Source organism: Pseudomonas syringae KCTC 12500 (assembly GCF_000507185.2).
Classification (GTDB): Bacteria; Pseudomonadota; Gammaproteobacteria; order Pseudomonadales; family Pseudomonadaceae; genus Aquipseudomonas; species Aquipseudomonas syringae.
In genome coordinates this window covers 2,883,119-2,905,702 of sequence record NZ_AYTM02000002.1, presented here as the reverse complement: position 1 = coordinate 2,905,702, position 22,584 = coordinate 2,883,119, and the positions used below count along the sequence as shown (strand labels likewise).

24 protein-coding genes are annotated in these 22,584 nt (G+C 61.9%); 19 read left to right on the top strand and 5 right to left on the bottom strand.

Annotation, left to right across the window (positions count from 1 at the left end):
- Position 1: 1 nt before the first annotated feature.
- Both V476_RS13260 and mdcA read right to left on the bottom strand, forming a co-directional pair.
- Positions 2–877: a triphosphoribosyl-dephospho-CoA synthase gene (locus V476_RS13260; protein ID WP_024959611.1), complete on the bottom strand. Its 876-nt coding sequence runs from the start codon at positions 875–877 to the stop codon at positions 2–4.
- Positions 877–2,553, bottom strand: coding sequence for a malonate decarboxylase subunit alpha (gene mdcA / locus V476_RS13255; protein WP_003402963.1), 1,677 nt, complete (start codon positions 2,551–2,553; stop codon positions 877–879). The genes V476_RS13260 and mdcA overlap by 1 nt, the downstream gene beginning before the upstream one ends.
- 419 nt (positions 2,554–2,972) lie before the next feature.
- On the opposite strand from mdcA, the gene V476_RS13250 reads away from it, so the two are divergent.
- Complete coding sequence (locus tag V476_RS13250; RefSeq protein ID WP_003316692.1) at positions 2,973–3,368, top strand: PAAR domain-containing protein; 396 nt, start codon at positions 2,973–2,975, stop codon at positions 3,366–3,368.
- 603 nt (positions 3,369–3,971) lie between these two features.
- On the opposite strand, the gene V476_RS13245 is transcribed toward V476_RS13250, so the two are convergent.
- Positions 3,972–4,751, bottom strand: a complete 780-nt coding sequence (locus V476_RS13245; RefSeq protein ID WP_003304810.1) for a ParA family protein — start codon at positions 4,749–4,751, stop codon at positions 3,972–3,974.
- 307 nt (positions 4,752–5,058) lie between these two features.
- Between V476_RS13245 and V476_RS13240 the strand changes: the two genes are divergently transcribed.
- The 18 genes from V476_RS13240 (at position 5,059) to V476_RS13155 (ending at position 20,552) form a co-directional block, all read left to right on the top strand.
- On the top strand, positions 5,059–5,778 hold the full coding sequence (locus V476_RS13240; protein WP_024662404.1) for a beta-ketoacyl synthase chain length factor: 720 nt from the start codon (positions 5,059–5,061) through the stop codon (positions 5,776–5,778).
- Positions 5,754–6,566, top strand: coding sequence for a lysophospholipid acyltransferase family protein (locus tag V476_RS13235; RefSeq protein ID WP_003392280.1), 813 nt, complete (start codon positions 5,754–5,756; stop codon positions 6,564–6,566). The genes V476_RS13240 and V476_RS13235 overlap by 25 nt, the downstream gene beginning before the upstream one ends.
- Positions 6,541–6,801: a phosphopantetheine-binding protein gene (locus tag V476_RS13230; RefSeq protein ID WP_003316688.1), complete on the top strand. Its 261-nt coding sequence runs from the start codon at positions 6,541–6,543 to the stop codon at positions 6,799–6,801. The genes V476_RS13235 and V476_RS13230 overlap by 26 nt, the downstream gene beginning before the upstream one ends.
- Positions 6,802–6,810: 9 nt before the next feature.
- Positions 6,811–7,065: an acyl carrier protein gene (locus V476_RS13225; protein WP_024959610.1), complete on the top strand. Its 255-nt coding sequence runs from the start codon at positions 6,811–6,813 to the stop codon at positions 7,063–7,065.
- Positions 7,062–7,607: a COG4648 family protein gene (locus V476_RS13220; protein ID WP_024959609.1), complete on the top strand. Its 546-nt coding sequence runs from the start codon at positions 7,062–7,064 to the stop codon at positions 7,605–7,607. Before V476_RS13225 ends, V476_RS13220 begins: the two co-directional genes overlap by 4 nt.
- A 10-nt stretch (positions 7,608–7,617) precedes the next feature.
- A complete protein-coding gene (locus tag V476_RS13215; RefSeq protein WP_024959608.1) occupies positions 7,618–9,300 on the top strand; it encodes an acyl-CoA synthetase family protein in 1,683 nt (560 codons plus the stop codon).
- Positions 9,293–10,027, top strand: a complete 735-nt coding sequence (locus V476_RS13210) for a glycosyltransferase family 2 protein (protein ID WP_024959607.1) — start codon at positions 9,293–9,295, stop codon at positions 10,025–10,027. Before V476_RS13215 ends, V476_RS13210 begins: the two co-directional genes overlap by 8 nt.
- Positions 10,024–10,971 carry a lysophospholipid acyltransferase family protein gene (locus V476_RS13205; RefSeq protein WP_024649407.1) on the top strand — a complete coding sequence of 316 codons (948 nt, stop codon included), beginning with the start codon at positions 10,024–10,026 and terminating at the stop codon, positions 10,969–10,971. The genes V476_RS13210 and V476_RS13205 overlap by 4 nt, the downstream gene beginning before the upstream one ends.
- Positions 10,972–11,036: 65 nt before the next feature.
- Entirely contained in the window at positions 11,037–11,486 is a 450-nt protein-coding gene (locus V476_RS13200) for an acyl-CoA thioesterase (RefSeq protein WP_003316680.1), read from the top strand.
- Positions 11,483–12,097, top strand: a complete 615-nt coding sequence (locus tag V476_RS13195) for an outer membrane lipoprotein carrier protein LolA (RefSeq protein WP_003346305.1) — start codon at positions 11,483–11,485, stop codon at positions 12,095–12,097. Before V476_RS13200 ends, V476_RS13195 begins: the two co-directional genes overlap by 4 nt.
- Complete coding sequence (locus tag V476_RS13190; protein WP_024959606.1) at positions 12,081–14,444, top strand: MMPL family transporter; 2,364 nt, start codon at positions 12,081–12,083, stop codon at positions 14,442–14,444. The genes V476_RS13195 and V476_RS13190 overlap by 17 nt, the downstream gene beginning before the upstream one ends.
- 54 nt (positions 14,445–14,498) lie before the next feature.
- The gene (locus V476_RS13185) at positions 14,499–15,746 is read left to right on the top strand and encodes an NAD(P)/FAD-dependent oxidoreductase (RefSeq protein ID WP_024959605.1); all 1,248 of its coding nucleotides are present in this window, start codon (positions 14,499–14,501) and stop codon (positions 15,744–15,746) included.
- Entirely contained in the window at positions 15,743–16,477 is a 735-nt protein-coding gene (locus V476_RS13180; protein WP_024959604.1) for a class I SAM-dependent methyltransferase, read from the top strand. The genes V476_RS13185 and V476_RS13180 overlap by 4 nt, the downstream gene beginning before the upstream one ends.
- On the top strand, positions 16,474–16,956 hold the full coding sequence (locus V476_RS13175; protein WP_024959603.1) for a hypothetical protein: 483 nt from the start codon (positions 16,474–16,476) through the stop codon (positions 16,954–16,956). The genes V476_RS13180 and V476_RS13175 overlap by 4 nt, the downstream gene beginning before the upstream one ends.
- Positions 16,953–18,149 (top strand): beta-ketoacyl-[acyl-carrier-protein] synthase family protein, encoded by a 1,197-nt coding sequence (locus V476_RS13170; protein WP_024959602.1) that lies wholly within the window; start codon positions 16,953–16,955, stop codon positions 18,147–18,149. Before V476_RS13175 ends, V476_RS13170 begins: the two co-directional genes overlap by 4 nt.
- On the top strand, positions 18,146–18,601 hold the full coding sequence (locus tag V476_RS13165) for a hotdog family protein (protein WP_003392291.1): 456 nt from the start codon (positions 18,146–18,148) through the stop codon (positions 18,599–18,601). Before V476_RS13170 ends, V476_RS13165 begins: the two co-directional genes overlap by 4 nt.
- A complete protein-coding gene (gene fabG, locus V476_RS13160) occupies positions 18,598–19,326 on the top strand; it encodes a 3-oxoacyl-ACP reductase FabG (RefSeq protein WP_003346294.1) in 729 nt (242 codons plus the stop codon). Before V476_RS13165 ends, fabG begins: the two co-directional genes overlap by 4 nt.
- Entirely contained in the window at positions 19,326–20,552 is a 1,227-nt protein-coding gene (locus V476_RS13155) for a beta-ketoacyl-ACP synthase (RefSeq protein ID WP_024959601.1), read from the top strand. The genes fabG and V476_RS13155 overlap by 1 nt, the downstream gene beginning before the upstream one ends.
- A 153-nt stretch (positions 20,553–20,705) precedes the next feature.
- On the opposite strand, the gene V476_RS13150 is transcribed toward V476_RS13155, so the two are convergent.
- Positions 20,706–21,548, bottom strand: a complete 843-nt coding sequence (locus tag V476_RS13150; protein WP_024959600.1) for a S1 family peptidase — start codon at positions 21,546–21,548, stop codon at positions 20,706–20,708.
- Between the two features lie 122 nt (positions 21,549–21,670).
- Positions 21,671–22,561 carry a LysR family transcriptional regulator gene (locus V476_RS13145; RefSeq protein WP_003316669.1) on the bottom strand — a complete coding sequence of 297 codons (891 nt, stop codon included), beginning with the start codon at positions 22,559–22,561 and terminating at the stop codon, positions 21,671–21,673.
- Positions 22,562–22,584: the final 23 nt, after the last annotated feature.

Below are 22,584 nucleotides of genomic sequence, written 5' to 3'. Positions count from 1 at the left end.
TTCAGGCACTCCTCGAAACAGGGCCGAGCGCAGGCTCAAGGCCATCGATGAACAGGCAGGCAGCCAGCAGATCCGCCGCGCCACCGGGCGAAGCATTGAGGGCCAGCAGGTGCTGATCCAGCGCGTTCAGTGCGCGGCGGCCCGCCAGACTGGCGCTGCCTCCGGCGTCCAGCACGCGCTGTGCTCCGTGCTGCATGGCGTTCAGCCCTTCGATGCCGGCGCGATGCAGCACGCAGGTGTCGTCCAGCGTAGTCATGATTGCCAGCAGCGCGTCCAGCCGGGCGTTCTGCTCGCCGCTGCCTGCCGCACGGCTGCGTTGCAGTTGCGGCAAGGCGAACAGCCTGACCGCCGGGAAACCTTGCTGTGCCTGCTCTCTGGCGCCCATGACACCGTAACGACGAACCACCTGATCACCGTGGCTGTTTTGCCTGAGCACCTGGCGGTCCTTGATCTGGGCCAACGCAGCAGCGCGCGCACAGATGGCATCGGGCGCGCATTCCTGAGGATCCAGCGCGGCAGCGGTTACCAGCAGGCCCAGCGCCCAGATCGCGCCGCGATGCGTATTCACCCCACTGGTGGTGCGCAGCATCGTGGCTTCGCCTTCACGGCCCAGCCTGCCCAATGCCTCACGCAATGGCTGGCCCACGGCACCGAACTGCGTGGCGGCATCCGCCATCCACTTGAAAGTCGGCCACAACGACAGCGCCGAAGAATGCATCAACCCCAGGTGCAGGTCGCTGTGCGCGCCGCTGCCACGTCGGTCCACCAGAGCCGGTTTGGGCGACAGATCGGCTTCGTCGATCAAAGCATCGACCGCCAGATCGGCCAGTCGTACTGCCAGCGAGGCCGATTGCAGTGTCCATTGAAGTGCGCTCATTACCAGCTCCTGAATTTGGCGGGCGGGTTGTAAAGGCCGCCGGACCACTGAACCAGGTCGGCAATGCTCTTGGCGGCCAGCAGTTCACGGCTGGCATCGGTGCGCCGGATACCAAGGTCTTCAGGCAGCGCGATCAGCCCTTCACGGCGCATGCGCGCGGTGTCCTTGGGGTTATGGCGCAAACCGATCACGGTCACGCCCGCCACTGCCGCAATCATCGCCTGGCGTTCCTCAAGGCTTCGCGCCTTGTAGAGGTAGGCGATGCCTTCTTCCGTCAGCAGGTGAGTCACGTCGTCGCCGTAGATCATGATCGGTGCCAGCGGCATGCCGCTTTTCTTCGCCACCTCGACGGCGTCCAGGGTTTCGACGAAGGTCGGTTTGCCACCCTCCTGGAACGTCTCGACCATCTGCACCACCAGTTTCTTGCCGCGCTCCAGGTAGGCAGCAGGGCCGTCATCGTGCTGCTGACGCATGTCGAGCCAGGCGGGCGTGGCATGACGCCGGCCGCGTGGGTCATGGCCCATGTTCGGCGCGCCACCAAAGCCGGCCAGACGACCACGGGTGACCGTCGAGGAATGCCCGTCGCCATCGACCTGCAAGGTTGCGCCGATGAACAGGTCCACCGCGTACTGCCCGGCCAGCTGGCAGAGCTGGCGGTTGGAACGCAGCGAGCCGTCGCGTCCGGTGAAGAACACATCCGGGCGCGCGGCGATGTAGTTCTCCATGCCCAGCTCGGTGCCGAAACAATGCACGCTCTCGACCCAGCCGCTTTCGATGGCCGGGATCAGCGTCGGATGCGGGTTGAGTGTCCAATTGCGACAGATCTTGCCCTTCAGGCCCAGCGACTCGCCGTAGGTCGGCAGAATCAACTCAATGGCGGCGGTATTGAAACCAATGCCGTGGTTCAACGACTGAACGTTGTGTTTCTCGTAAATGCCACGAATGGCCATCATCGCCATCAGCACATGCACCGGCTTGATGTGGCGCGGGTCGCGAGTGAACAGCGGCTCGATATAGAACGGCTTATCGGCGACCACCACAAAGTCGACCCATGAGGCCGGGATGTCCACGCGTGGCAGCTCGCTGACGTCATCGACCAACTGATTGACCTGCACGATGACGATGCCGTCGCTGAATGCCGCCGGTTCGATAAGTGCGGGGGTGTCTTCGGTGCTGGGCCCGGTGTAGATGTTGCCGGCACGGTCGGCCATGAAGCCTGCCGCCAGCACCACGTTGGGGATGAGGTCCACCACCAGCCGTGAATAGAGTTCGATGTAGGTGTGGATCGCACCGATTTCCAGCAGGCCGTCTTCCAGCAGCTGACTGATGCGCAGGCTTTGCGTACCGGCGAACGAAAAGTCCAGCTTGCGCGCAATGCCCTGCTCGAACAGGTCCAGGTGCTCGGCACGGCCGACGCTCGGCATGATCATGTGCAGGTCATGCACCTTGCCCGGATCGACTTTGGCCAGCGCGCGGGAGAGGAAGTCCGCCTGCTTCTGGTTGTTGCCTTCAAGCACCACGCGGTCGCCGGAAACCAGCAGGGCCTCCAGCGCAGCGACGATGTTGTCGGTCGGCAACACCACACCGTCGGCCAACGCCCGCACTTGCTCCAGACGCCGCTGCTTCTCGCTGCGACGACGTGTCCAGCGCGCGTCGGGGGAAGTTGTTGTTGTCATGATCGCTCCACGATTTTGCTGTCGTCGGCCACCTTAGGAGCCAGGGTGTGTAAAAACGTCACGAGCGAAGGCAAGACAAGGCAAAAACAGGCGAAAACGGCCGGGGTCGCGATCGACTCTAGGTGTTCTAAATGAGCATTTTTCGCCTGTTTTTAACGCAGTATTGCCAAGCGCAGTAGTTTTTACACATCCTGGAGCGATAGCGGTCGGGCATCAATCAAGCAGCGCGTCGAATCATTACGGCTGGAGTAACGATAATGGAACGGACATTTCGCCGAGCGCGTCGTTGCGCGTGCAACATGCTCGAAACGCCCGGCTGGTAATTGCGTAGGACCGGTCCTTAAAGGACCTGGGGTGCTATCGGAATCTGTGTTTGCGCCTAGCCTTGAGGTTTTCCGTAACCCAGAGGCAGTAGCGCGATGTCATTTATAGTCAGGGAAGGCGATCTCACCACCACCGGCGGCTTCGTGCTGGCCGCATCGGCAAGCGAAGTCATCGAACGGCGTCGTGTGGCGCGTATGGGGGACCCGGTGTGGTGCCCAGCCTGCAAGCAGATTGGCTTCATCGCCCAAGGCAACCCCACCTACATAGACGAACGTGTGGCGGTCGCCACTCAGGGTCATGAAGTGCAGTGTGGCTGCACACCCGGCAGCAACACGCTGACCACCTCGCAGGAGCATGTCCAGGCCGACATGGACGCGACCATCACCATCCCCGAAGAACTGGCCAACACTGCCCGCCAGCATGCCGAACACCTGGCCCGTTCGATGAAGGATGGCAGCTTCACGCCTGATGTATTGAGGCCGCTGACGTAGCGAGAGTTGCGCGGTAGAAACGCACGTCAAAGGGCTTAGGGGCGAACCGGGAGTTTGCGGTGCCCTGTAGGAGCGGACTTGTCCGCGAAGAGGGCGTCATAGTCGATGGATTTTCTGCGTCAGGAATATAGCCTTCGCGAACAAGGCGGGTCGCCGCCCCGGTCGCTTCTGCGGGTGTTTGCGGTGTCCTGTAGGAGCGGACTTGTCCGCGAAGAGGGCGTCACAGTCGATGGATTTTCTGCGTCAGGAATATAGCCTTCGCGAACAAGGCGGATCGCTGACCCGGTCGCTCCTGCGGGTGTTTGCGGTGTCCTGTAGGAGCGGACTTGTCCGCGAAGAGGGCGTCACAGTCGATGGATTTTCTGCGTCAGGAATATAGCCTTCGCGAACAAGACGGATCGCTGACCCGATCGCTCCTGCGGGTGTTTGCGGTGTCCTGTAGGAGCGGACTTGTCCGCGAAGAGGGCGTCATAGTCGATGGATTTTCTGCGTCAGGAATATAGCCTTCGCGAACAAGGCGGGTCGCCGCCCCGGTCGCTCCTACGGCCTTCGGCCAGAATCAAGAGCGGACTTGGGTATGACGAGTGCTCTCACCGTGGCTCATCACGGATGGGCGTTGGTCTCGAGCAAGTGATGCAGTTCCACGAACTGCTGCGTCAGTTTGTGCCGTGGGTCGAGGTGGATCAGCGGCAGGTTGGCCTGATGCGACTCGCGCATTTTTACCGAGGCGTTGAGGTATACCGGCAGCACCGGCAAGCCTTCGGCAATCAGTTCGTCGAGCATTTGCTGCGGCAGGCTGGCCCTGGGCTGGAACTGGTTGACGATGATGCCTTCCACCTGAAGGCCTTCGTTGTGGTCCTCTTTCAATTCCTCGATCTCGCGCATCAGCCCGTACAGCGCCTGTCGCGAGAAGCTGTCGCAGTCAAAAGGGATCAGCACCCGATCCGACGCGATCAACGCCGAAACCGCATAAAAATTCAGCGCTGGCGGCGTATCCAGATAGATACGCTCGTAATCTTCGCTCAACTCGTCGAGCAGTTTGCGCAGCTTGTTGATCTTGTGCTTGGCCTCGAGCTTGGGCTGCAGGTCAGCAAGCTCTGCAGTCGCGGTCACCACATGCAGGTTGTCGAACGGTGTTTCGTAGATATCGACATGGTTCTTCTTCGCGACCGGTGAGCCGGACAGCGTGTTCTTGAAGAACTCGGCAATCCCCATCGGAATATCCTGACCGGTGAGGCCGGTGAGGTACTGAGTCGAGTTGGCCTGGGCATCGAGATCGATCAATAACGTCCGATAGCCTTCGTGAGCGCTGACTGCAGCCAGATTGCAGGCGATGCTCGATTTGCCGACACCGCCCTTCTGATTGAATACCACGCGACGCATGCTTTGGATTCCTTGAAAGATGAAGAAACAGCAGCAGTGGCCGATAACGACCGTAAGAGGAGGTCGATTCTAGACAGCGCATATGACAACGGTGAGCTTAACGCAAAACAGTTGCCAGCCGGTTGTCATACAGAAAAACGACTTCAACCTTAAAATACACGCCTGTAAACGGTTTTTATGTAACAAATTTGCTAGTAATGAGCCCCATCAGGATAATGCGCGCACTGGTCAATTACCGCACCCAGGCTGATATCGACCTGATATCGATGTAGCGAGAAACAAGCCCGCAGGGGCGGGAAGAGAAGCCTTGATCACCTTCAACATTGCACGATGGCAAGCCTGGGCGCCGGGCCTGGCGAGCGCGGAAGACTGGCAGAGATGGAGCCTCGATCCGACGTTGCTGGAAACCAGTGACGCAGCGCCAGACGTGTCTTTTCTTCCTGCGATGCAACGCCGCCGCCTGGGCCGTATGGCAAGAATGGCGTTTGCCGTCGGCTGGCCGTTGACCGAAGGGCTTGAGCGCGTCCCGCTGGTGTTTGTCTCGCGCCACGGAGAAACCCCGAGGACCTTTGAAATCCTGCGTGATCTGGCCGCCAACGAGCCGCTTTCACCGACGCAGTTCAGCCTTTCAGTGCATAACGCCGTCATTGGTCTGTGGTCGATCATGCGCGGTGAAACAAGTGAGATGACAGCCCTGGCCGCCACAGGCGACGGGCTGGAGTATGGAGCATTCGAGGCCGCAGCGTTGCTGGCCGAGGGAGCAGAAGCAGTATTGCTTGTGGTGACTGAAGAACAGCCGCCGCAAGCCTATGCCCAATGGATTGATGACGTGCCCTTTCCCTACGCGGTCGGCTTGCTGCTGACACCGGGGAATGAGTGGCAACTGTCTCTGAACACCGATACGCAAGGCACAAAGCGCACTCAGTGGCCTCACGCCCTGAACCTGCTGCGGGCCTTGCACACTGATCAATCCGTCTGCCTGCACCCTTGGAATAACCGGTTATGGAACTGGCAACGCAGTCACTGAAGAAAGGTCGGGACGCCTATTACTGGCGTCTGCTGGCAACAGGCATCAGCTTTGCCCTGTTCGGGTTGAGCGGTTTATGCCTGCGGTTGTTCGTTTTTCCAGTATTGGGTTGCCTGCCTGGCAGTGTGGCCAGCCATCAGCGTCGCGCGCGGCGGACCATCAGCCGCCTGTTCTGGCTGTTCATCCGCATCATGGCGCGCATGCGTGTGCTGACCTATGACGTTCAAGGCGCCGAAAAGCTTGGCCGTCCCGGGCAGATGATCATCGCCAACCACCCGTCACTGATCGATGTGGTGTTCCTGATCGGGCTGGTGCGTGACGCCAACTGCGTGGTCAAACGCAGCCTCTGGGAAAACCCGTTCACCCGCGGCCCTGTGCGCTCCACCGGTTACATCAGTAACGACGGCAGCATGGACATGCTCGACGCCGCCGTAGAGCGCCTGCAAAGCGGCCAGACACTGATCATCTTCCCGGAAGGCACGCGCACCCAGCCGGGTCAGCCGCCGGTCTTTCACCGCGGCGCGGCAGCCATTGCGCTGCGTGGCGCAAGCGTCATCACCCCGGTGACGATCAAGGTCCAGCCGACCACCCTGACCAAGGCCGAACCCTGGTATCGCATTCCGCAACGCCGCGTGCACTTCACTTTGCGCGTCGGTGCCGATATAGACCCAACCGCCTTCAGTGCGCTAGGCCCACCACCCCTGGCGTCCCGCAAGCTCAACGATTACCTGCATGACTATTTCACCAAGGAGCTCGCCTCAGATGAGCGATCTGCACCAGGACATTAAATTGTTGATCATCGATGCCCTGGGCCTCGAAGACATCACCCCGGAAGATATCGGCAACGATATGACGCTGTTTGGCGAAGGACTGGGACTGGACTCGGTGGATGCACTCGAATTGGGCCTGGCCATCCAGAAGCGTTATGGCATCAGAATCGATGCCGATGCAAAGGACACCCGTAACCATTTCGCCAGCGTCGACAGCCTTGCGGCCTTCGTCAGCGCCAGACAACCGGCCTGAGAATTGAACATGCAAACCCGTGAAGACATCTTCGAAATCCTGCGCACCGCAATGGTGGAACTGTTCGAACTGGAGCCTGAGCGAGTCACGCTTAAAGCCAATCTGTATCAGGACCTGGAAATCGACAGTATCGATGCCGTGGACCTGATCGATCACATCAAACGCAAGACCGGCAAGAAGATTGCAGCTGAAGAATTCAAGTCGGTGAGAACCGTAAACGACGTGGTAGAGGCCGTCTACAAACTGGTCAACAGCGCCGAATGAAGCGGCTGATTGGCCTGATTCTGGTGCTGGCCGGCGTGCTCTATCCATTCGCCGTCTATTGGGGGACCGAGCATTTCGCCCCCTGGCAGTTCGCGCTGCTACTCGGCAGCCTGTGGCTGGCGCGCGCCCTGACCGGAGAGCGCAAGCAAGGCAGCCTGGCGATGGCGATTGTCGCGCTGATCTTTTGCGTGGTGCTCGGCGCCCTCGACAGTCACATGATGCTGCGCTGGTACCCGGTACTGGTCAGCACCTTCATGCTCGGCCTGTTCGGCTCAAGCCTGGTCTACGGCTCGCCGATCGTGGAAAAGATGGCGCGCCTGAACCGCCCCGATCTGCCTGAGGCCGGTATCCGCTACACCCGTAGAGTCACGCAGATTTGGTGCCTGTTCTTCCTCGTCAACGGCCTCACCTCAGCCATCCTGACGCTGTGGGCACCGTTGTCATGGTGGACGCTGTACACCGGCCTGATTTCCTACGGCCTGATGGGCGTGTTGTTCGCTGTCGAATGGATCGTCCGCCCACCCTCTGCGGGCGGCAAATGAAATGGATCGCATGAACTGGTTGAACCTGGAACACCTGCTGCTCGATGCGCTGCCCGACCGGCTGCTGACGCTGGCCCCGAGCCTGGACCACGCGCAGTTTCGTGATCAGGCGCTCAGCGTGGCCGCTGGACTGCAGGCGCGTGGCATCACGCACCTTGCAGTGCACCTCGAAGATGCCGCCGACCTGGCCATTGCGTTGTTCGCGGCCTGGCGCGCAGGTGTGCACGTGTTGCTGCCCGCCGACTTGCAGGGCCAGACCCGCGAGCGCTGGGCGAATCAGGTCGACCTGTGGCTGACCGACCTGCCGGGTGACACCCACCTGAGCGATCTGCGTGCCGCGCCTCTCCCTGCGGCAGCGCTGGACCTTGACCAGTGCCGGCTGAGCCTGTGCACCTCAGGCTCCAGCGGCGAACCCAAACTGATCGAAAAACGCCTGCGGCAACTGGCCAACGAAGTCTGCGGGCTGGAGCAACTGTGGGGCGCGGAGCTGGGCTCGGCATGCATGATCGGCAGCGTGGCGACGCAACATATTTACGGGCTGCTGTTTCGCTTGCTATGGCCGCTGTGCGCGGCACGCCCGTTCGTGCGCCGTCAGTTGCCGTTCGCCGAAGACCTGCAACGCGCCAGCCGTGAATACCCGTCATTCGCCTGGGTCGCCAGCCCCGCGCTGCTCAAGCGTATGGGCGACAATCTCGACTGGCCGGGTCTTGCGGCCGTGCGCCGGGTATTCTCTTCCGGTGGTGCATTGCCGGCCGAAGCCGCACAAAGCCTGCAGCAACGCCTCGGTCAGTGGCCGACTGAGATTCTCGGCAGTTCGGAAACCGGCGGCATCGCCTGGCGTCAGGGCGGGCAACGCTGGCAGGCCTTCGACGGCGTAGATCTGAGTCAGGATGCGCAAGGTGCGCTGCGCATCAGCTCGCCCTATCTGCCGCCCGGCCATGTCGAGCAGACCGCCGATGCGGCGCTGATCGGTGCAGACGGGCGCTTCGAACTGCTGGGCAGGCTCGACCGCATCGTCAAACTCGAAGAGAAGCGCGTGTCCTTGCCGCTGATCGAGCAGGCCCTTGCGGCTCACGAATGGGTGAGTGAAGCGCGCCTTGGTGTGGTGCAGGCAAACCGTGCCTCGTTGGGCGCGCTGCTGGTGCTGAGCGACGCGGGCTTGCTGGCCCTGCGCAACCAAGGCCGTCGGGCGCTCACTGAAGCCTTGCGACACTACCTGCAGCCGCATTGCGAAACCATCGCCCTGCCGCGTCGTTGGCGGCTGCTGCGGCAGATGCCGCTCAACGCCCAGGGCAAGCTGCCGCAAGCAGACGTCGAGGCGCTGCTGCTGGCGCCACGCTCGAAACAGCCGGAAGTGCTTGAGCAACAGAACATCGAAGGCGAGTTGCACCTGCAATTGAGTGTCCCGCCCGATCTGGCGTTTTTCAGCGGCCACTTTCCCAAGGCGCCGATTTTGCCGGGCGTGGTGCAGGTCGACTGGGCGATCAGCCTGGGCCAGCGACTGCTCGACCTGCCATCGGGATTTGCCGGTATGGAGGTGCTCAAATTCCAGCAACTGGTGCGCCCCGGCGACCGCCTCACGCTGACGCTGCGCTTCGATGCAGCACGCTCCAAGCTGCACTTCGCCTTTCGCAATGCCGACAATGCGCCCTGCTCCAGTGGCCGGATCCTCCTGGAAGACGACCATGCATAAGCCTTGCGTGATCATTCCGGTGTTCGACCACGAGCGGGCCGTGCCCAACGTGGTCAAGGCCGTGCGTAACGCCGGGTTGCCGTGCATCCTGGTGGACGATGCCAGCAGCCCGGCCTGCGAAGCCGTGTTACAGCAGTTGGCGCAGGGTGAGGCTATCTATCTGCTGCGCCTGCCGATCAATCAGGGCAAGGGCGGCGCGGTCATGGCCGGCTTCCGCGAGGCGATCCGGCTGGGTTTCAGTCATGCGTTGCAGGTCGATGCCGATGGCCAGCATGATCTGAGCGATATCCCGGCGTTTCTGGAGCAGTCACGCCAGCACCCGGATGCGCTGATCTGCGGCTATCCGCAATTCGACGAGAGCGTGCCCAAGGGCCGCCTGTATGCGCGTTACCTGACCCACGTCTGGGTGTGGATCAACACCTTGTCGTTGCACATTCGCGATTCCATGTGCGGCTTTCGCCTGTATCCCCTGGCCCCTGTCCTGGCGCTGATCGACAGCGTGCAGATCGGCAGGCGTATGGATTTCGACTCGGAAATCCTCGTGCGCCTGTCCTGGCGCGGTCAGCCGATGCGCTGGCTGCCGACCCGCGTTCACTACCCGCAGGACGGCCTGTCGCATTTCCGCCTGTTTCACGACAACGCCCTGATTTCGAAAATGCACGCCAAACTGTTCTTCGGCATGCTGCTACGTCTGCCAATGATCCTGTGGCGACGGTGGCGGCCATGAGCATCGACAAGTCGCCCAAGGAGCACTGGGCCAGTCATCAGGAACGCGGCAGTTTCATGCTCATGAAACTCACCGCCTGGGGCATGCGGGTGCTCGGTCGGCGCCTGCTCAGCCCGGTGCTGTATGGCATCGTCCTGTACTTCTTTGTCTTCGGCCGACGTGCCCGGCACAGCATCTGGCAATACCAGCAGCACCTGGCGGACTGGAGCGGTAAGCCCGAACTGCGGCCCAGCCAGCGCCGGGTGTTCGGGCAGTTCATGGCATTTGCCGATTCCTTGCTCGACAAGCTCGACGTGTGGAACGGCAGGCTGGGCATCGATCAGATCGAGATCGTCGACCAGGCCCTGCTGCGCCAGAACCTGCGTGGCCAACGCGGACAGATGCTGGTCGGTGCGCACCTGGGCAACCTCGAAGTGTGCCGGGCGCTGGCCGAACTCGGCGAAAAGGTCACCATGAACGTGCTGGTGCACACCAAACACGCCGAACGTTTCAATCGCCTGCTCGGTGAAGCCGGCGCGACCCATCTGCGCCTGATTCAAGTCAGCGAGCTGGACCCGGCCATCATGCTGCAATTAAGCCAGCGCCTGGACGAAGGCGAGTGGCTGGCCATCGCCGGTGACCGCGTCGCGCTGCACGGCGGGCGCAATGTGCGGGTCGACTTTCTCGGCCAGCCGGCGACCTTCCCGCAAGGCCCCTGGCTGCTGGCCGGGCTGCTCAAGTGCCCGGTCAACCTGTTCTTCTGCCTCAAGGGTGCGAAAGGCTATCGGGTGATTCTCGAACCGTTCGCCGACGCCATCGAATGGCGGCGCAGCGACCGTGCTCAGGTCATCGAGCAATGGGCCACACGTTATGCCGAGCGTCTTGGGCACTATTGCCTGGAAGCGCCGCAGCAGTGGTTCAATTTCTACCCATTCTGGGAGTCTGCCGATGAATCGGGCTCATGAGCTGATCGCGCTCGGCGATCATGTGCTGCGTTGTAAAATCAGCGCAGGTCGCCACAGGAGGTTACATGCGCAGTAAGGGTTTTCTGCACATCGACACTGAAATCGTCGTGCCGTTTTTCGACGTCGACATGATGAACATCGTCTGGCACGGGCACTACGTGAAATACCTAGAAGTGGCGCGTTGCGCGCTGCTCGATCATATCGGCCATAACTACATGCAGATGCTCGAATCCGGTTATGGTTGGCCGGTGATCGATCTGCAGTTGCGCTATGTGCGCAGCGCCGTGTTCGGTCAGACACTGAACGTGCGCGCCAGCCTGGTGGAGTGGGAGAACCGTCTGAAGATCAATTACCTGATCACCGATGCACACACCGGTGAGCGCCTGACCCGCGCCAGCACTGTGCAGGTCGCCGTCGACAGCCAGAGCCGGGAAATGCAACTGGCCTCGCCGCAGGTGTTCATCGATGCCGTGAAAAATGCCCTTGAGAGCACAATAGAGAGCGCCTCGCCATGAACCGCCCGCTTCGTACTTTGATCCTGCTGGGTCTGCTGTGCCTTTCTTCCCTGGCGCAGGCGTTCGACCTGCAACAACTGAGCGACCAGCTGGCCAAACCTGCGGTGGTGCAGGGTCGTTTCGTCCAGGAAAAACATCTGCGCGCCTTGCCGCAACCGCTGCTCAGCAAGGGCCGCTTCGTGCTCGCCAGGGATTTCGGGCTGCTCTGGCTGCTGGAAACACCGCTCAAGCAGGATTACCGCATCAATGCCGACGGTATTGCCCGTCGTGAAACCGATGGCAATGTCAGCACCTGGAAGCCGGTGCCGAACAAGAACGCCGGTGCCGAGCAGAACCGTCTGTTCCTGGCGGTCCTGCAAGGCGACAGCAGCGGCCTGCAACGGGATTTCGACTTGCAGCTCAAGGGCGAGGCGAATGCCTGGCACCTCACCCTGACGCCACGCTCGATGCTGCTGCAACAAGTGTTCAAGCAGATCAACATCGACGGCGGCGAACTGGTGCAGCGTATCGAGCTGCTGGAAACCCAGGGCGACAGCACGGTCCTGAAAATGATCGACAGTAGCAGCGCTCCGACCCTGACCGATGCGCAGCGTAATGACTTCAAAGACTGAGCGGCTGTTGCCGCGACTGTTCCTGCTGATTCTGGCAGGCGTACTGGCGCTCGCTGGCTGGCAGTGGCACGACCGCTCGCCGCTGTCGGCCAACCTGATGGAGTTGGTGCCGGGCACCGATAACGACGAACTGGTCGTAAGCGCCGAAAAGCGCATGCAGGAACCGCTCAACCGCGAAATGCTGGTGCTGGTGGGCCACAGCGATCGGCAGAAGGCCGTGGAACTGGCGCGCACGCTGGCTGAACAATGGCAGTCGACTGGCCTGTTCGAGAAGGTCCAGTGGTCGCTGCAGGCCGACCTGCCCGCGTTGCGCACCCAGTTGCTGAAAGGGCGCATCGCCATGTTGCCGACAGCGGACCGCACACTGCTGATCGACGACCCGAAAACTTTTATCGAACAGCGCGTACAGACGCTGTTCGACCCGTTTGCCGGGTTCAGCCTGGTGCCTGGCCAGGATGACTGGCTGGGGCTAACCGGACGTATCCAGAACGGCCTGCCGAAACAGGGCTCGGTCGAGGCAGATCTGGCCAGCGGTGCGCTGGTGGCCAGCGCCGAGGGTAAAAGCTGGGTACTGCTGCGTTCGCGAACCCGAACCGATGCCTTCGATATGCACCTGCCCGGCCAGGTTGCCGACCTGCTGGCGCAAGCGCGGGTGCAGGCCAGTCAGGCAGGTGGTCAATTGCTCGCGGCCAGCGGGCTGCTTTACGCTGCCGACGGGCAGAAGCAGGCCAGCCGGGAAATCACCTGGGTCGGCGGTGGCGCAACGCTCGGTATCCTGTTGTTGCTGTTGCTCGCCTTCCGCCGCTGGAGCGTGCTGCTGGCATTCGTGCCGGTGGTGGTCGGCATGCTCTTCGGCGCGGTGGCCTGCGTCGCGCTATTCGGCAGCATGCACGTCATGACGCTGGTGCTGGGCTCGAGCCTGATCGGGGTGGCGGTGGATTACCCGCTGCATTACCTGTCCAAAAGCTGGAGCCTCAAGCCCTGGCGCAGCTGGCCCGCCTTGCGCCTGACCCTGCCGGGCCTGAGCCTGAGCCTGATCACCAGTTGCATCGGCTACCTGGCGCTGGCCTGGACGCCGTTCCCGGCACTCACGCAAATTGCGGTGTTCTCGGCGGCCGGTTTGATCGGCGCCTACCTGACGGCGGTGTGCCTGCTGCCCGCGCTGCTCGCAAAAGTCGAGATCAGCCCTGCCCAGTGGCCGCTGAAACTGGCGCAATTGATGCTCGATTGCCGCGCCGCCTTGCTGCTGCGCATCAGCACACCGATCCTGCTGGTGCTGCTGTTGGCCTTCTGTGGCGGCGGACTCTGGCACCTGACCACCAAGAACGATATCCGCCAATGGGTGGCAGCGCCTCAGGCGTTGACCGATGAAGCCCAGGCCATCGCGCGGATCACCGGTTATCAGCCCACCAGCCAGTTCTTTCTGGTGCGCGGCAAGGACCAGCAGCAGTTGCTGGATCGGCAGTCCGAATTGACCCAACGGCTCGACCAGTTGGTCAGCATGGACAAGCTGCAAGGCTACATGGCGCTCAATCAGCTGCTCGATTCGCCTGCCGAACAACAGGCCACCCGCGATGCACTGGGCAAATTGCCGCAATACTGGGCGCCGCTGGTAGAACTTGGCGTCCCGGCCAGCGCCTTGAAGGCTGAACTGGCGCAATTGCAGGCACTGCCGACGCAAGATATCGATCACGCGCTTCAAGGCCCGCTGAGCGAACCGTGGCGCACGCTCTGGCTGGGACCGACCCGCGATGACGACGGCGATCAAGGTGTCGCCAGCATTGTCAGCCTGCGTGGCATGAACAGCATGGCGTTGCTGCGCGTGCAGGCCATCGGGCTGGAGGGCGTGCAACTGGTCGACCGCCTGGGTGAGCTCAACGAGGTGTTTGCCCACACGCAGATCAGCGCAGCGCAATTGAAGCTGGCATCGTGCGTCCTGATCGTCCTGCTGCTGATCGCTCCGTTTGGCTTCGGCGGTGCATTGCGCATCGTCGCCCTGCCCCTGCTGGCGGCGCTGTGCAGCCTCGCCAGCCTGGGCTGGCTCGGTCAGCCGCTGACCCTGTTCAGCCTGTTCGGCCTGTTGCTGGTCACGGCGATCAGCGTCGATTACGCCATCCTGATGCGCGAGCAGATAGGCGGCGCGGCGGTCAGCCTGCTGGGCACGCTGCTGGCCGCGCTCACCACCTGGCTGTCGTTCGGCCTGCTGGCCGTTTCCAGCACCCCGGCGATCAGCAACTTCGGCCTGTCGGTCAGCCTGGGGCTGGCGTTCAGCTTCCTGCTGGCGCCCTGGGCCAGCCCGCGTAAAGCGCTTCATTCGCCAGCCAATGCTGAAGGGCCACACGCATGAATCTTGCAGCGCTGTCGTCACTCCCCGCCACCGCCCAACCGAAAAGGAATACCTGTGCCCATCACTGATAGGGAAATTCGTCAGGTCGTCGTCATCGGTGCCGGCCCGGCCGGTTCAATAGCGGCTGCCCTGCTCAAACGCCAGGGCCATGACGTGCTGATCATCGAGCGCCAGCTGTTTCCGCGCTTCTCCATCGGCGAGAGCCTGCTCTGCCATTGCCTGGACTTCGTCGAAGAAGCCGGGATGCTGGAGGCCGTGCAGGCCGCCGGTTTCCAGCCCAAGAATGGCGCAGCCTTCGCGCGTGGCGAGCAATACAGCGATTTCGACTTCAGCGATACGTTCAGCAACGGCAAGCCGACGACCTTTCAGGTGCAGCGCAGCGAGTTCGACAAACTGCTCGCCGATCAGGCCGCACTGCAAGGCGTGGACATCCGCTACCAGGAAGAGATCGTCAGCGCCGACTTCGAGGGCCCGCAGCCGGTTTTGCGTGTGAGGCGTGAGGACGGCAGCGAATACAGCGTGCAGGCCAGCTTCGTACTCGACGCCAGCGGCTATGGCCGCGTGCTGCCGCGCTTGCTGGATCTGGAAGCGCCGTCAGGTTTCCCTGTGCGCCAGGCGGTGTTCACCCATATCGAAGACCGCATCGAAAGCCCGCCCTTCGACCGCCGCAAGATTCTCGTCAGCATCCATCCGCAGCACAGCGATGTGTGGTTCTGGTCGATTCCGTTCAGCGAAGGCCGCTGTTCGATAGGCGTGGTCGCCTCGGCCGAACGCTTCAAGGACAAGCCCGAGGATCTGGATACCTGCCTGCGCGCCTTTATCGATGAAACACCGCAACTGGCCAGCGTGCTGAAAAACGCGGTCTGGGATACGCCAGCGAGAACCATCGGCGGCTACTCGGCCAACGTCAAGACCCTGCACGGCAAGGGCTTTGCGCTGCTGGGCAATGCGGCGGAATTCCTCGACCCGGTGTTTTCTTCGGGCGTGACCATCGCCATGCGTTCGGCGAGCATGGCGGCTGGCGTGCTGAGCCGGCAGTTGCAGGGCGAAAACGTGGATTGGGAAAGCGAGTTCGCGGTGCCGTTGAAGCGTGGCGTCGACACCTTTCGCGCCTATGTCGAGGGCTGGTACGACGGTACGTTCCAGAACGTGATTTTCTACCCCGGCAGCGCTCCGGACATCCGCCGCATGATCAGCTCGATTCTGGCCGGCTATGCCTGGGACGAACGCAATCCATTTGTCAGCGAGCCCAAGCGCCGCCTGCGCACGCTCTCGGAAATCTGCGCGGACAGTGGCCCATGAATCGACCGTTCCTGAGTGACAGTTATGTTGAGGAAACCCGCTTCGGCCTGTGGTTTCTGCGCAGCAACATCTGGCAGTACCGCGTGCTGCGCGTGGCGATAGACGACTTGCGCAGCCTGTTCGCCAGCCCACCGCCGGTTGCGCCGGTAGTGCTCGACGCCGGGTGCGGGCAAGGCCGGTCGTTTCAGCAGTTGAACAAGGTATTTCAGCCGTCCAGGCTCATCGGTGTCGACGCCGACCCGCACAGCCTCGACATGAGTCGTGAAGAGGCGCGGGCCAGAGGCGTAGAGGTCGAACTGATCGGCAGCGACTGCGCAGCCCTGCAAGTACCCGATGCCAGCGTCGATCTGCTGTTCTGCCATCAGACTTTCCATCATCTGGTCGAGCAGGAACAGGCACTGGCCGAGTTTTATCGTGTGCTCAAGCCGGGCGGCTACCTGCTGTTTGCCGAGTCGACCGAAGCGTACATCGACACCTGGGTGATTCGCTGGCTGTTCCGCCACCCGATGCACGTTCAGAAAAGCGCGGCGCAGTATCTGCAGATGATCCGCGACCAGGGTTTCGAGTTCGATGCACAGAATGTTTCGTACCCTTACCTGTGGTGGAGCCGCGCCAAGGACTTCGGGCTGCTCGAAGTCTTGAAACTGCAAAAGCCCAGGCCGTTCGGGCAACGTGAGGAAACGCTGGTCAATGTCGTGGCCCGCAAACCCCTGGAAGTTGGAGCATCATGATTCGCTTACTGTTTTTAGCCTTCCTGCTGCTCGGCGGCTGTGCGGCACAAGCCCCGCTGCCGACCAGCGCACCGACCATGCAATTGCCGATGCAACTGCACATCGAACGTCGCCAGGCCGATCAGCATCAGGACTGGCTGCTGATCATCCAGCGCGAAAACGGCGGATTGCGCTGGTCGATGATGGACCCGCTGGGCATTCCCCAGGCGCGCCAGTTGCTGATCGACGGAAAATGGCAGGCCGATGGTTTGCTGCCGCCCAATCCGGAAGCCCGCGAGCTGTTCGCTGCGCTGATGTTCGCCATGACCCCGGACCTGGAAATGCATGGCCGCTACCCGACGGCTTACCGCCAGGGCATGCAGCGTCGCCTGGATGACCGCTGGCTGGTCGAATACCAGTCGGCCAACGCGTTCACTATCCGCCTCAAGGACAGGCTGAGCTACAAAGTCACACCGCTGAACAACGAGAGCCTGCCATGACCGCCTATCTCAACGCGCTGGGCGTGATCTGCTCGCTGGGCGACAGCCGTGAAGAGGTGTCGCGCAGGCTGTTCGCAGGCGACAGCTCGGGCATGGTGTTCGAAAGCGGCTGGGTGCCGGAACGCGCGTTGCCGGTCGGTGCAGTCAAATCCGCATTGCCACCCATTCCGCCTGCCGTGCATTTGCATCGCAGCCGCAATAACCAGATGCTGCTGGCCGCCGCCCTGCAGATCGAGGAGGACATCAGCCAGGCCATCACCCGCTTCGGCGCCGGGCGGATCGGCGTGATCATCGGCACCAGTACTTCGGGCATTGATGAAGCGAGCGAGAGCATGGCCGTCTGGCTGCGTGAGCGTACCTTCCCCGACGATTACGATTATCGGCAACAGGAACTGGGCGCACCGGCGAATTTTCTCGCCGCCTGGCTGCAATTGAGCGGCCCGGCCTACGTCATCTCGACAGCCTGCACGTCCAGCTCGCGAGCGTTGCTCAGTGCGCGTCGGGCGCTGGACATGGGCCTGTGCGATGCCGTGCTGTGCGGCGGCGTCGACAGCCTGTGTAAGCTGACTCTGCAGGGGTTCTCGGCACTCGAGGCCATGTCGCCGCAACTCTGCAACCCGTTCTCCAGCAACCGCAACGGGATCAATATCGGCGAGGCGGCCGCGCTGTTCCTGATGACTCGTGAAGCCGACAGCAGGCACTCGATTGCCCTGCTGGGCGCGGGTGCCAGCTGCGACGCTCACCACATCTCGGCCCCCGAACCCACCGGACGTGGTGCGCGTGATGCCATGCTGCAAGCGTTGCGTAACGCCCGGCTCGAGGCGGAGCAGATCGGTTATCTGAACCTGCACGGCACCGCCACGCAGCACAACGATGCGATGGAGAGCCTGGCCGTGCAGAGCGTATTTCCCAGCGGCGTGCCCTGCTCGTCGACCAAACCGCTCAGCGGCCACACCCTGGGCGCGGCGGGCGCGCTGGAGGCGGCGTTTTGCTGGCTGAGCCTGGCCCCGCAGAATACCGAACAGGCCCTGCCCCCGCACCTGTGGGACGGCGAGGCCGATCCGCTCTTGCCTGCGCTGCAATGGACACACGCAGGCTCGCGCCTGACACCTGAAAACGCTCGTTACATGATGAGCAATTCGTTTGCCTTCGGTGGCAACAACATCAGCCTGATTATCGGAGATGCCCCATGACCGAGTGGCCGCTCGCCGAACTCATCCCCCATGCCGGCGACATGATTCTCATCGATCAGGTGTTGAGCGTTGACGAAGAACAGATTCGAACCCGCCTGACCGTCCGCGCCGACGGCCTGTTCAATCAAGCCGACGGCAGCCTGCCGGCATGGCTGGGCATAGAGCTGATGGCGCAGAGCGTCGCGGCCTATGCCGGTTGCAAGGCGCGCAACAAGGGCGAAGCGGTCAAGCTGGGTTTTCTGCTTGGCAGTCGCAAGTTCGACTGCAACGTGACGCGCTTTCCGCTGGGCAGTGAACTGCACATCCATGCCGTGCGCTCCCTGCAGGACGACAACGGCATGGGCATGTTCGAATGCACCCTCACCGGACCGGGTATCGAGGCTTTTGCCCGACTCAATGTATATTGCCCGCCCAACACTGCTGACTACCTGGCTGAAGGAGCCCCGGCATGACTGAATCGATACTGGTCACCGGCTCCAGCCGTGGCATCGGCCGCGCCATCGCCCTGCGTCTGGCGCAGGCCGGATACGACCTGATCCTGCATTGCCGCACCGGCCGCAGCGAAGCCGAAGCGGTGCAGGCCGAAGTCGTTGCGCTGGGCCGCCAGGCACGCGTGCTGCAATTCGATGTCTCGGACCGGGCCGCCTGCAAGGCCATTCTGGAAGAGGACGTGGAGACGCACGGCGCCTATTACGGCGTGGTACTCAACGCCGGGCTGACCCGCGACGGCGCGTTCCCGGCACTCAGCGACGATGACTGGGATCAGGTGCTGCGCACCAATCTGGACGGTTTCTATAACGTGCTGCACCCGTTGACGATGCCGATGATTCGCCGTCGAGCAGCAGGGCGCATCGTCTGCATCACCTCGGTTTCCGGGCTGATCGGCAATCGCGGCCAGGTCAATTACAGCGCTTCCAAGGCAGGGCTGATCGGTGCCGCCAAGGCGCTGGCCATCGAACTGGGCAAGCGCAAGATCACCGTCAACTGCGTCGCGCCGGGGCTGATCGATACGGCCATGCTGGACGAGAACGTGCCCGTGGACGAACTGATGAAAATGATCCCGGCACAACGCATGGGCACGCCCGAGGAAGTGGCGGGTGCGGTGAACTTTCTGATGTCGGCCGAAGCGAGCTACATCACTCGTCAGGTTCTGGCCGTCAATGGGGGACTGTGCTGATGAAGCGTGTGGTAGTGACCGGCATGTCCGGCATCACCTCGGTGGGCAGCGACTGGCCGACTATCGATGCCAGCTTCACGGCCAATCGCAGCGGCATTCGCCGGATGGACGAGTGGAACCGTTTTGCCGAGCTCAATACCCGCCTGGCTGGCCCCATCGACGATTTCGCCGTGCCGGGGCACTGGACGCGCAAACAACTGCGCAGCATGGGCCGCGTGTCACGTCTGGCCGTGGCGGCTGCGGAGCAGGCCCTGATCGACGCCGGGCTGCTGAATGACCCGATCATTCGCGATGGCCGCATGGGCACGGCCTGCGGCTCGTCCACCGGCAGCACCGACGAGATCAAGGCCTTCGGCAACATGCTGATCAACTCGGTGGCTGTGGGCCTGAACGCCAACTCCTACGTGCGCATGATGCCGCACACCACGGCCGCCAACATCAGCATTTTCTTCGGCCTGACCGGACGCCTGATTCCGACCTCCAGCGCCTGTACCAGTGGCAGTCAGGGCATCGGCTATGCCTATGAGGCGATCAAGTTCGGCCGTCTGCCGCTGATGCTGGCGGGCGGGGCCGAAGAGCTGTGCCCGACAGAGGCCATGGTCTTCGACGCGCTGTACGCTACCAGCCTCAAGAATGACGCGCCACACACCACGCCACGCCCCTACGACAGCGGACGCGACGGCCTGGTGATCGGTGAAGGTGGCGGCATGCTGGTGCTTGAAGAGCTTGAGCATGCCCAGGCACGTGGCGCGCACATCTACGCCGAGATCGTCGGCTTCGGCAGCAACGCCGACGGCGCCCACAGCACTCGCCCCGAGCAGGCCACCATGCGCCGCGCGATGGAACTGGCCCTCGAAGACGCCGACCTGTCGCCTGACGCCATCGGTTACGTCAACGGTCACGGCACCGCCACCGAACAGGGCGACATCGCCGAGACCCTGGCCACCAGCAGCCTGTTCGGCCCGCGCATGCCGCTCAGCTCGCAGAAAAGCTTTCTCGGTCACACGCTGGGAGCGTGCGGCGCGCTGGAGTCATGGTTCAGCATCGAAATGCTCAACAGCGATCGCTATATCCATACGCTGAACCTGGTCGACATCGACTCACAATGCGGCGAACTGGACTACATCGTCGGCGAACCAAGGCACATGAGCAACGAATACGTGATGAACAACAACTTCGCATTTGGCGGCGTGAACACCTCGCTGATCTTCAGGCGCTGGAGTTGAGCGGCGCCTTCCCGAGCACCTATCGTTCCCTACGCGGCAGCGCAAAGTCATGCTTTGCCTGTAGTCACTGCACATAAAAGCGCTTTTTTCTCGCAGTGGCACTGACGACGCAGAGTGCGACGTCAGTGACGGCTGAGTCCTGGCGCTCAGTGGTCAACAGCCAGAAGAGCCGACAGAACGCACAGAAACAGTACCTTCAGGCTTCTCCTGCTGGCCGCACTTGTCATTTGCAATGATGTTCGTGATCCAGTCCTTGTAGAACGAAATTCGAGTCATCTGACTAGCGTCGAGCAAACCACGACTTACCAGCGCAACGCCGACGTAGCCGCTCTGCGTTTTGAAGAGCAACGGCCCGCCTGAATCGCCGCCGCCAGAAATCTTGCTCGAACACACATTCAAGAGAGGATCAAAGTAGGTAGGTGGATAGCCCGGCGGCACGTCTATGCATTTGCGATCTTCCAGAATCGAGCCGTCAACATGATAAAGCTCGTTCGGCATGGTGCCGGTTTCTCTCATTCCGAAGCCTGCCAGCGTGACGGGCATCCCGACTTCGTGCGCAACCACCTGATCAATGCCGTCCAGCTTGAGGATGTCTTTACTTTCGGTTGGACGCTCAAGTTTCAATAGCGCAATGTCGTAAAGCCCCGATCCCTTTTCGTCGCCTGTTTTAGAGTAAACCTGCCAGTCTTTGAAATCCGCAGGAATAAACGCTTCAGCGATCCTGATCTTGTCCCGGCTGACGACGGGAGGCCCGTACTTCTCTATAGCAATCTGGACAAACGCAGGCGACTGACCACGTATGCAGTGTGCCGCAGTAAGCACCCATTGCGCGGCGATCAATGCGCCCCCGCAGAGGTGCTGGCCATCCTCCTTGGTCAATGAAGTGAAAAAAGGATAAGCACCTGCGGGTGCGGGCGTACCACCGATAATTTTCTCGTCTGCCGCCACTGTCAGCGACAGGCTCAATAAAGCCATCAGCCATATTTGTTTGCGCATGCTTCTCTCCCTGTTCCTGTCATTCCGTCCTGGAGCATCAGGTGCACATAAGATTCAACGCAAAAAACACTGAGCTGCCTACTGTCAATAATGATAGTGAGTACCGGATATACGCCAGGCATTCACCCGACGTTACGCGTTAACAGCTCGGTGAACGCCTTGGCCATGGGCGATTGTTCGTCCTTGCGTTGCACCAGCCACACCGCGCTGGTTGCGCCTGGGTCGAGGACGTTGCGGTAGACCACGCCGTCGATGCGCATTCGCCGGTAGGACGCAGGCAGTACGGTGACGCCCAATCCTGCTGCGACCAGGCCGATGATGGTCATCACTTCGCCCGCTTCCTGGGTGATCAGCGGGCTGAACCCTGCGGCGCGCGCCAGGCTCAGGACTTGCGCGTAGATGCCGCTGCCATAAGTACGCGGGAAGAACACGAACGGCTCGGCGGCCAGCGCCGCCATGTAGATCCCCTCCTCGCTTTCTGCCGCCAGCGGATGGTCGGCACGCATGATCGCCACCAGCGGTTCACTCAGCAATTCGAATACCACCAGTGAATCGGGCAATGCCAGCGGGCGCATGATGCCGACCTGAATGGTTTTGTCCTCAAGACCTGCCGCCACTTCCTGACTGGTGATCTCGGTCAGGGTCAGGTGCACGTCCGGGTAGGCTTGGCGGAAGGCGAAAATCGCCTGCGGGATACTCGACGTAAACGGCGCAGACGAAGTGAAGCCGATCTTCAGCTCGCCGATTTCGCCCAGTTGCGCACGCCGAGCTACGTCGGTGGCTTTGTCGACCTGCGCCAGCACCAGCCGTGCCTCGTCGAGAAACAGCCGCCCGGATTCGCTCAACTCGACGCGCCGGTTGGTGCGCTCGAAAAGACGCGTGCCCAGTTCCTGCTCCAGCGTCTGAATCTGCTGGCTGAGCGGCGGCTGAGAAATCCCCAGCGCCTGCGCTGCGCGGCCAAAATGCAGCTCTTCGGCAACCGCGATGAAGTAACGCAGATGACGCAATTCCATGCGGCCTCCATTAAGTCGTTTTA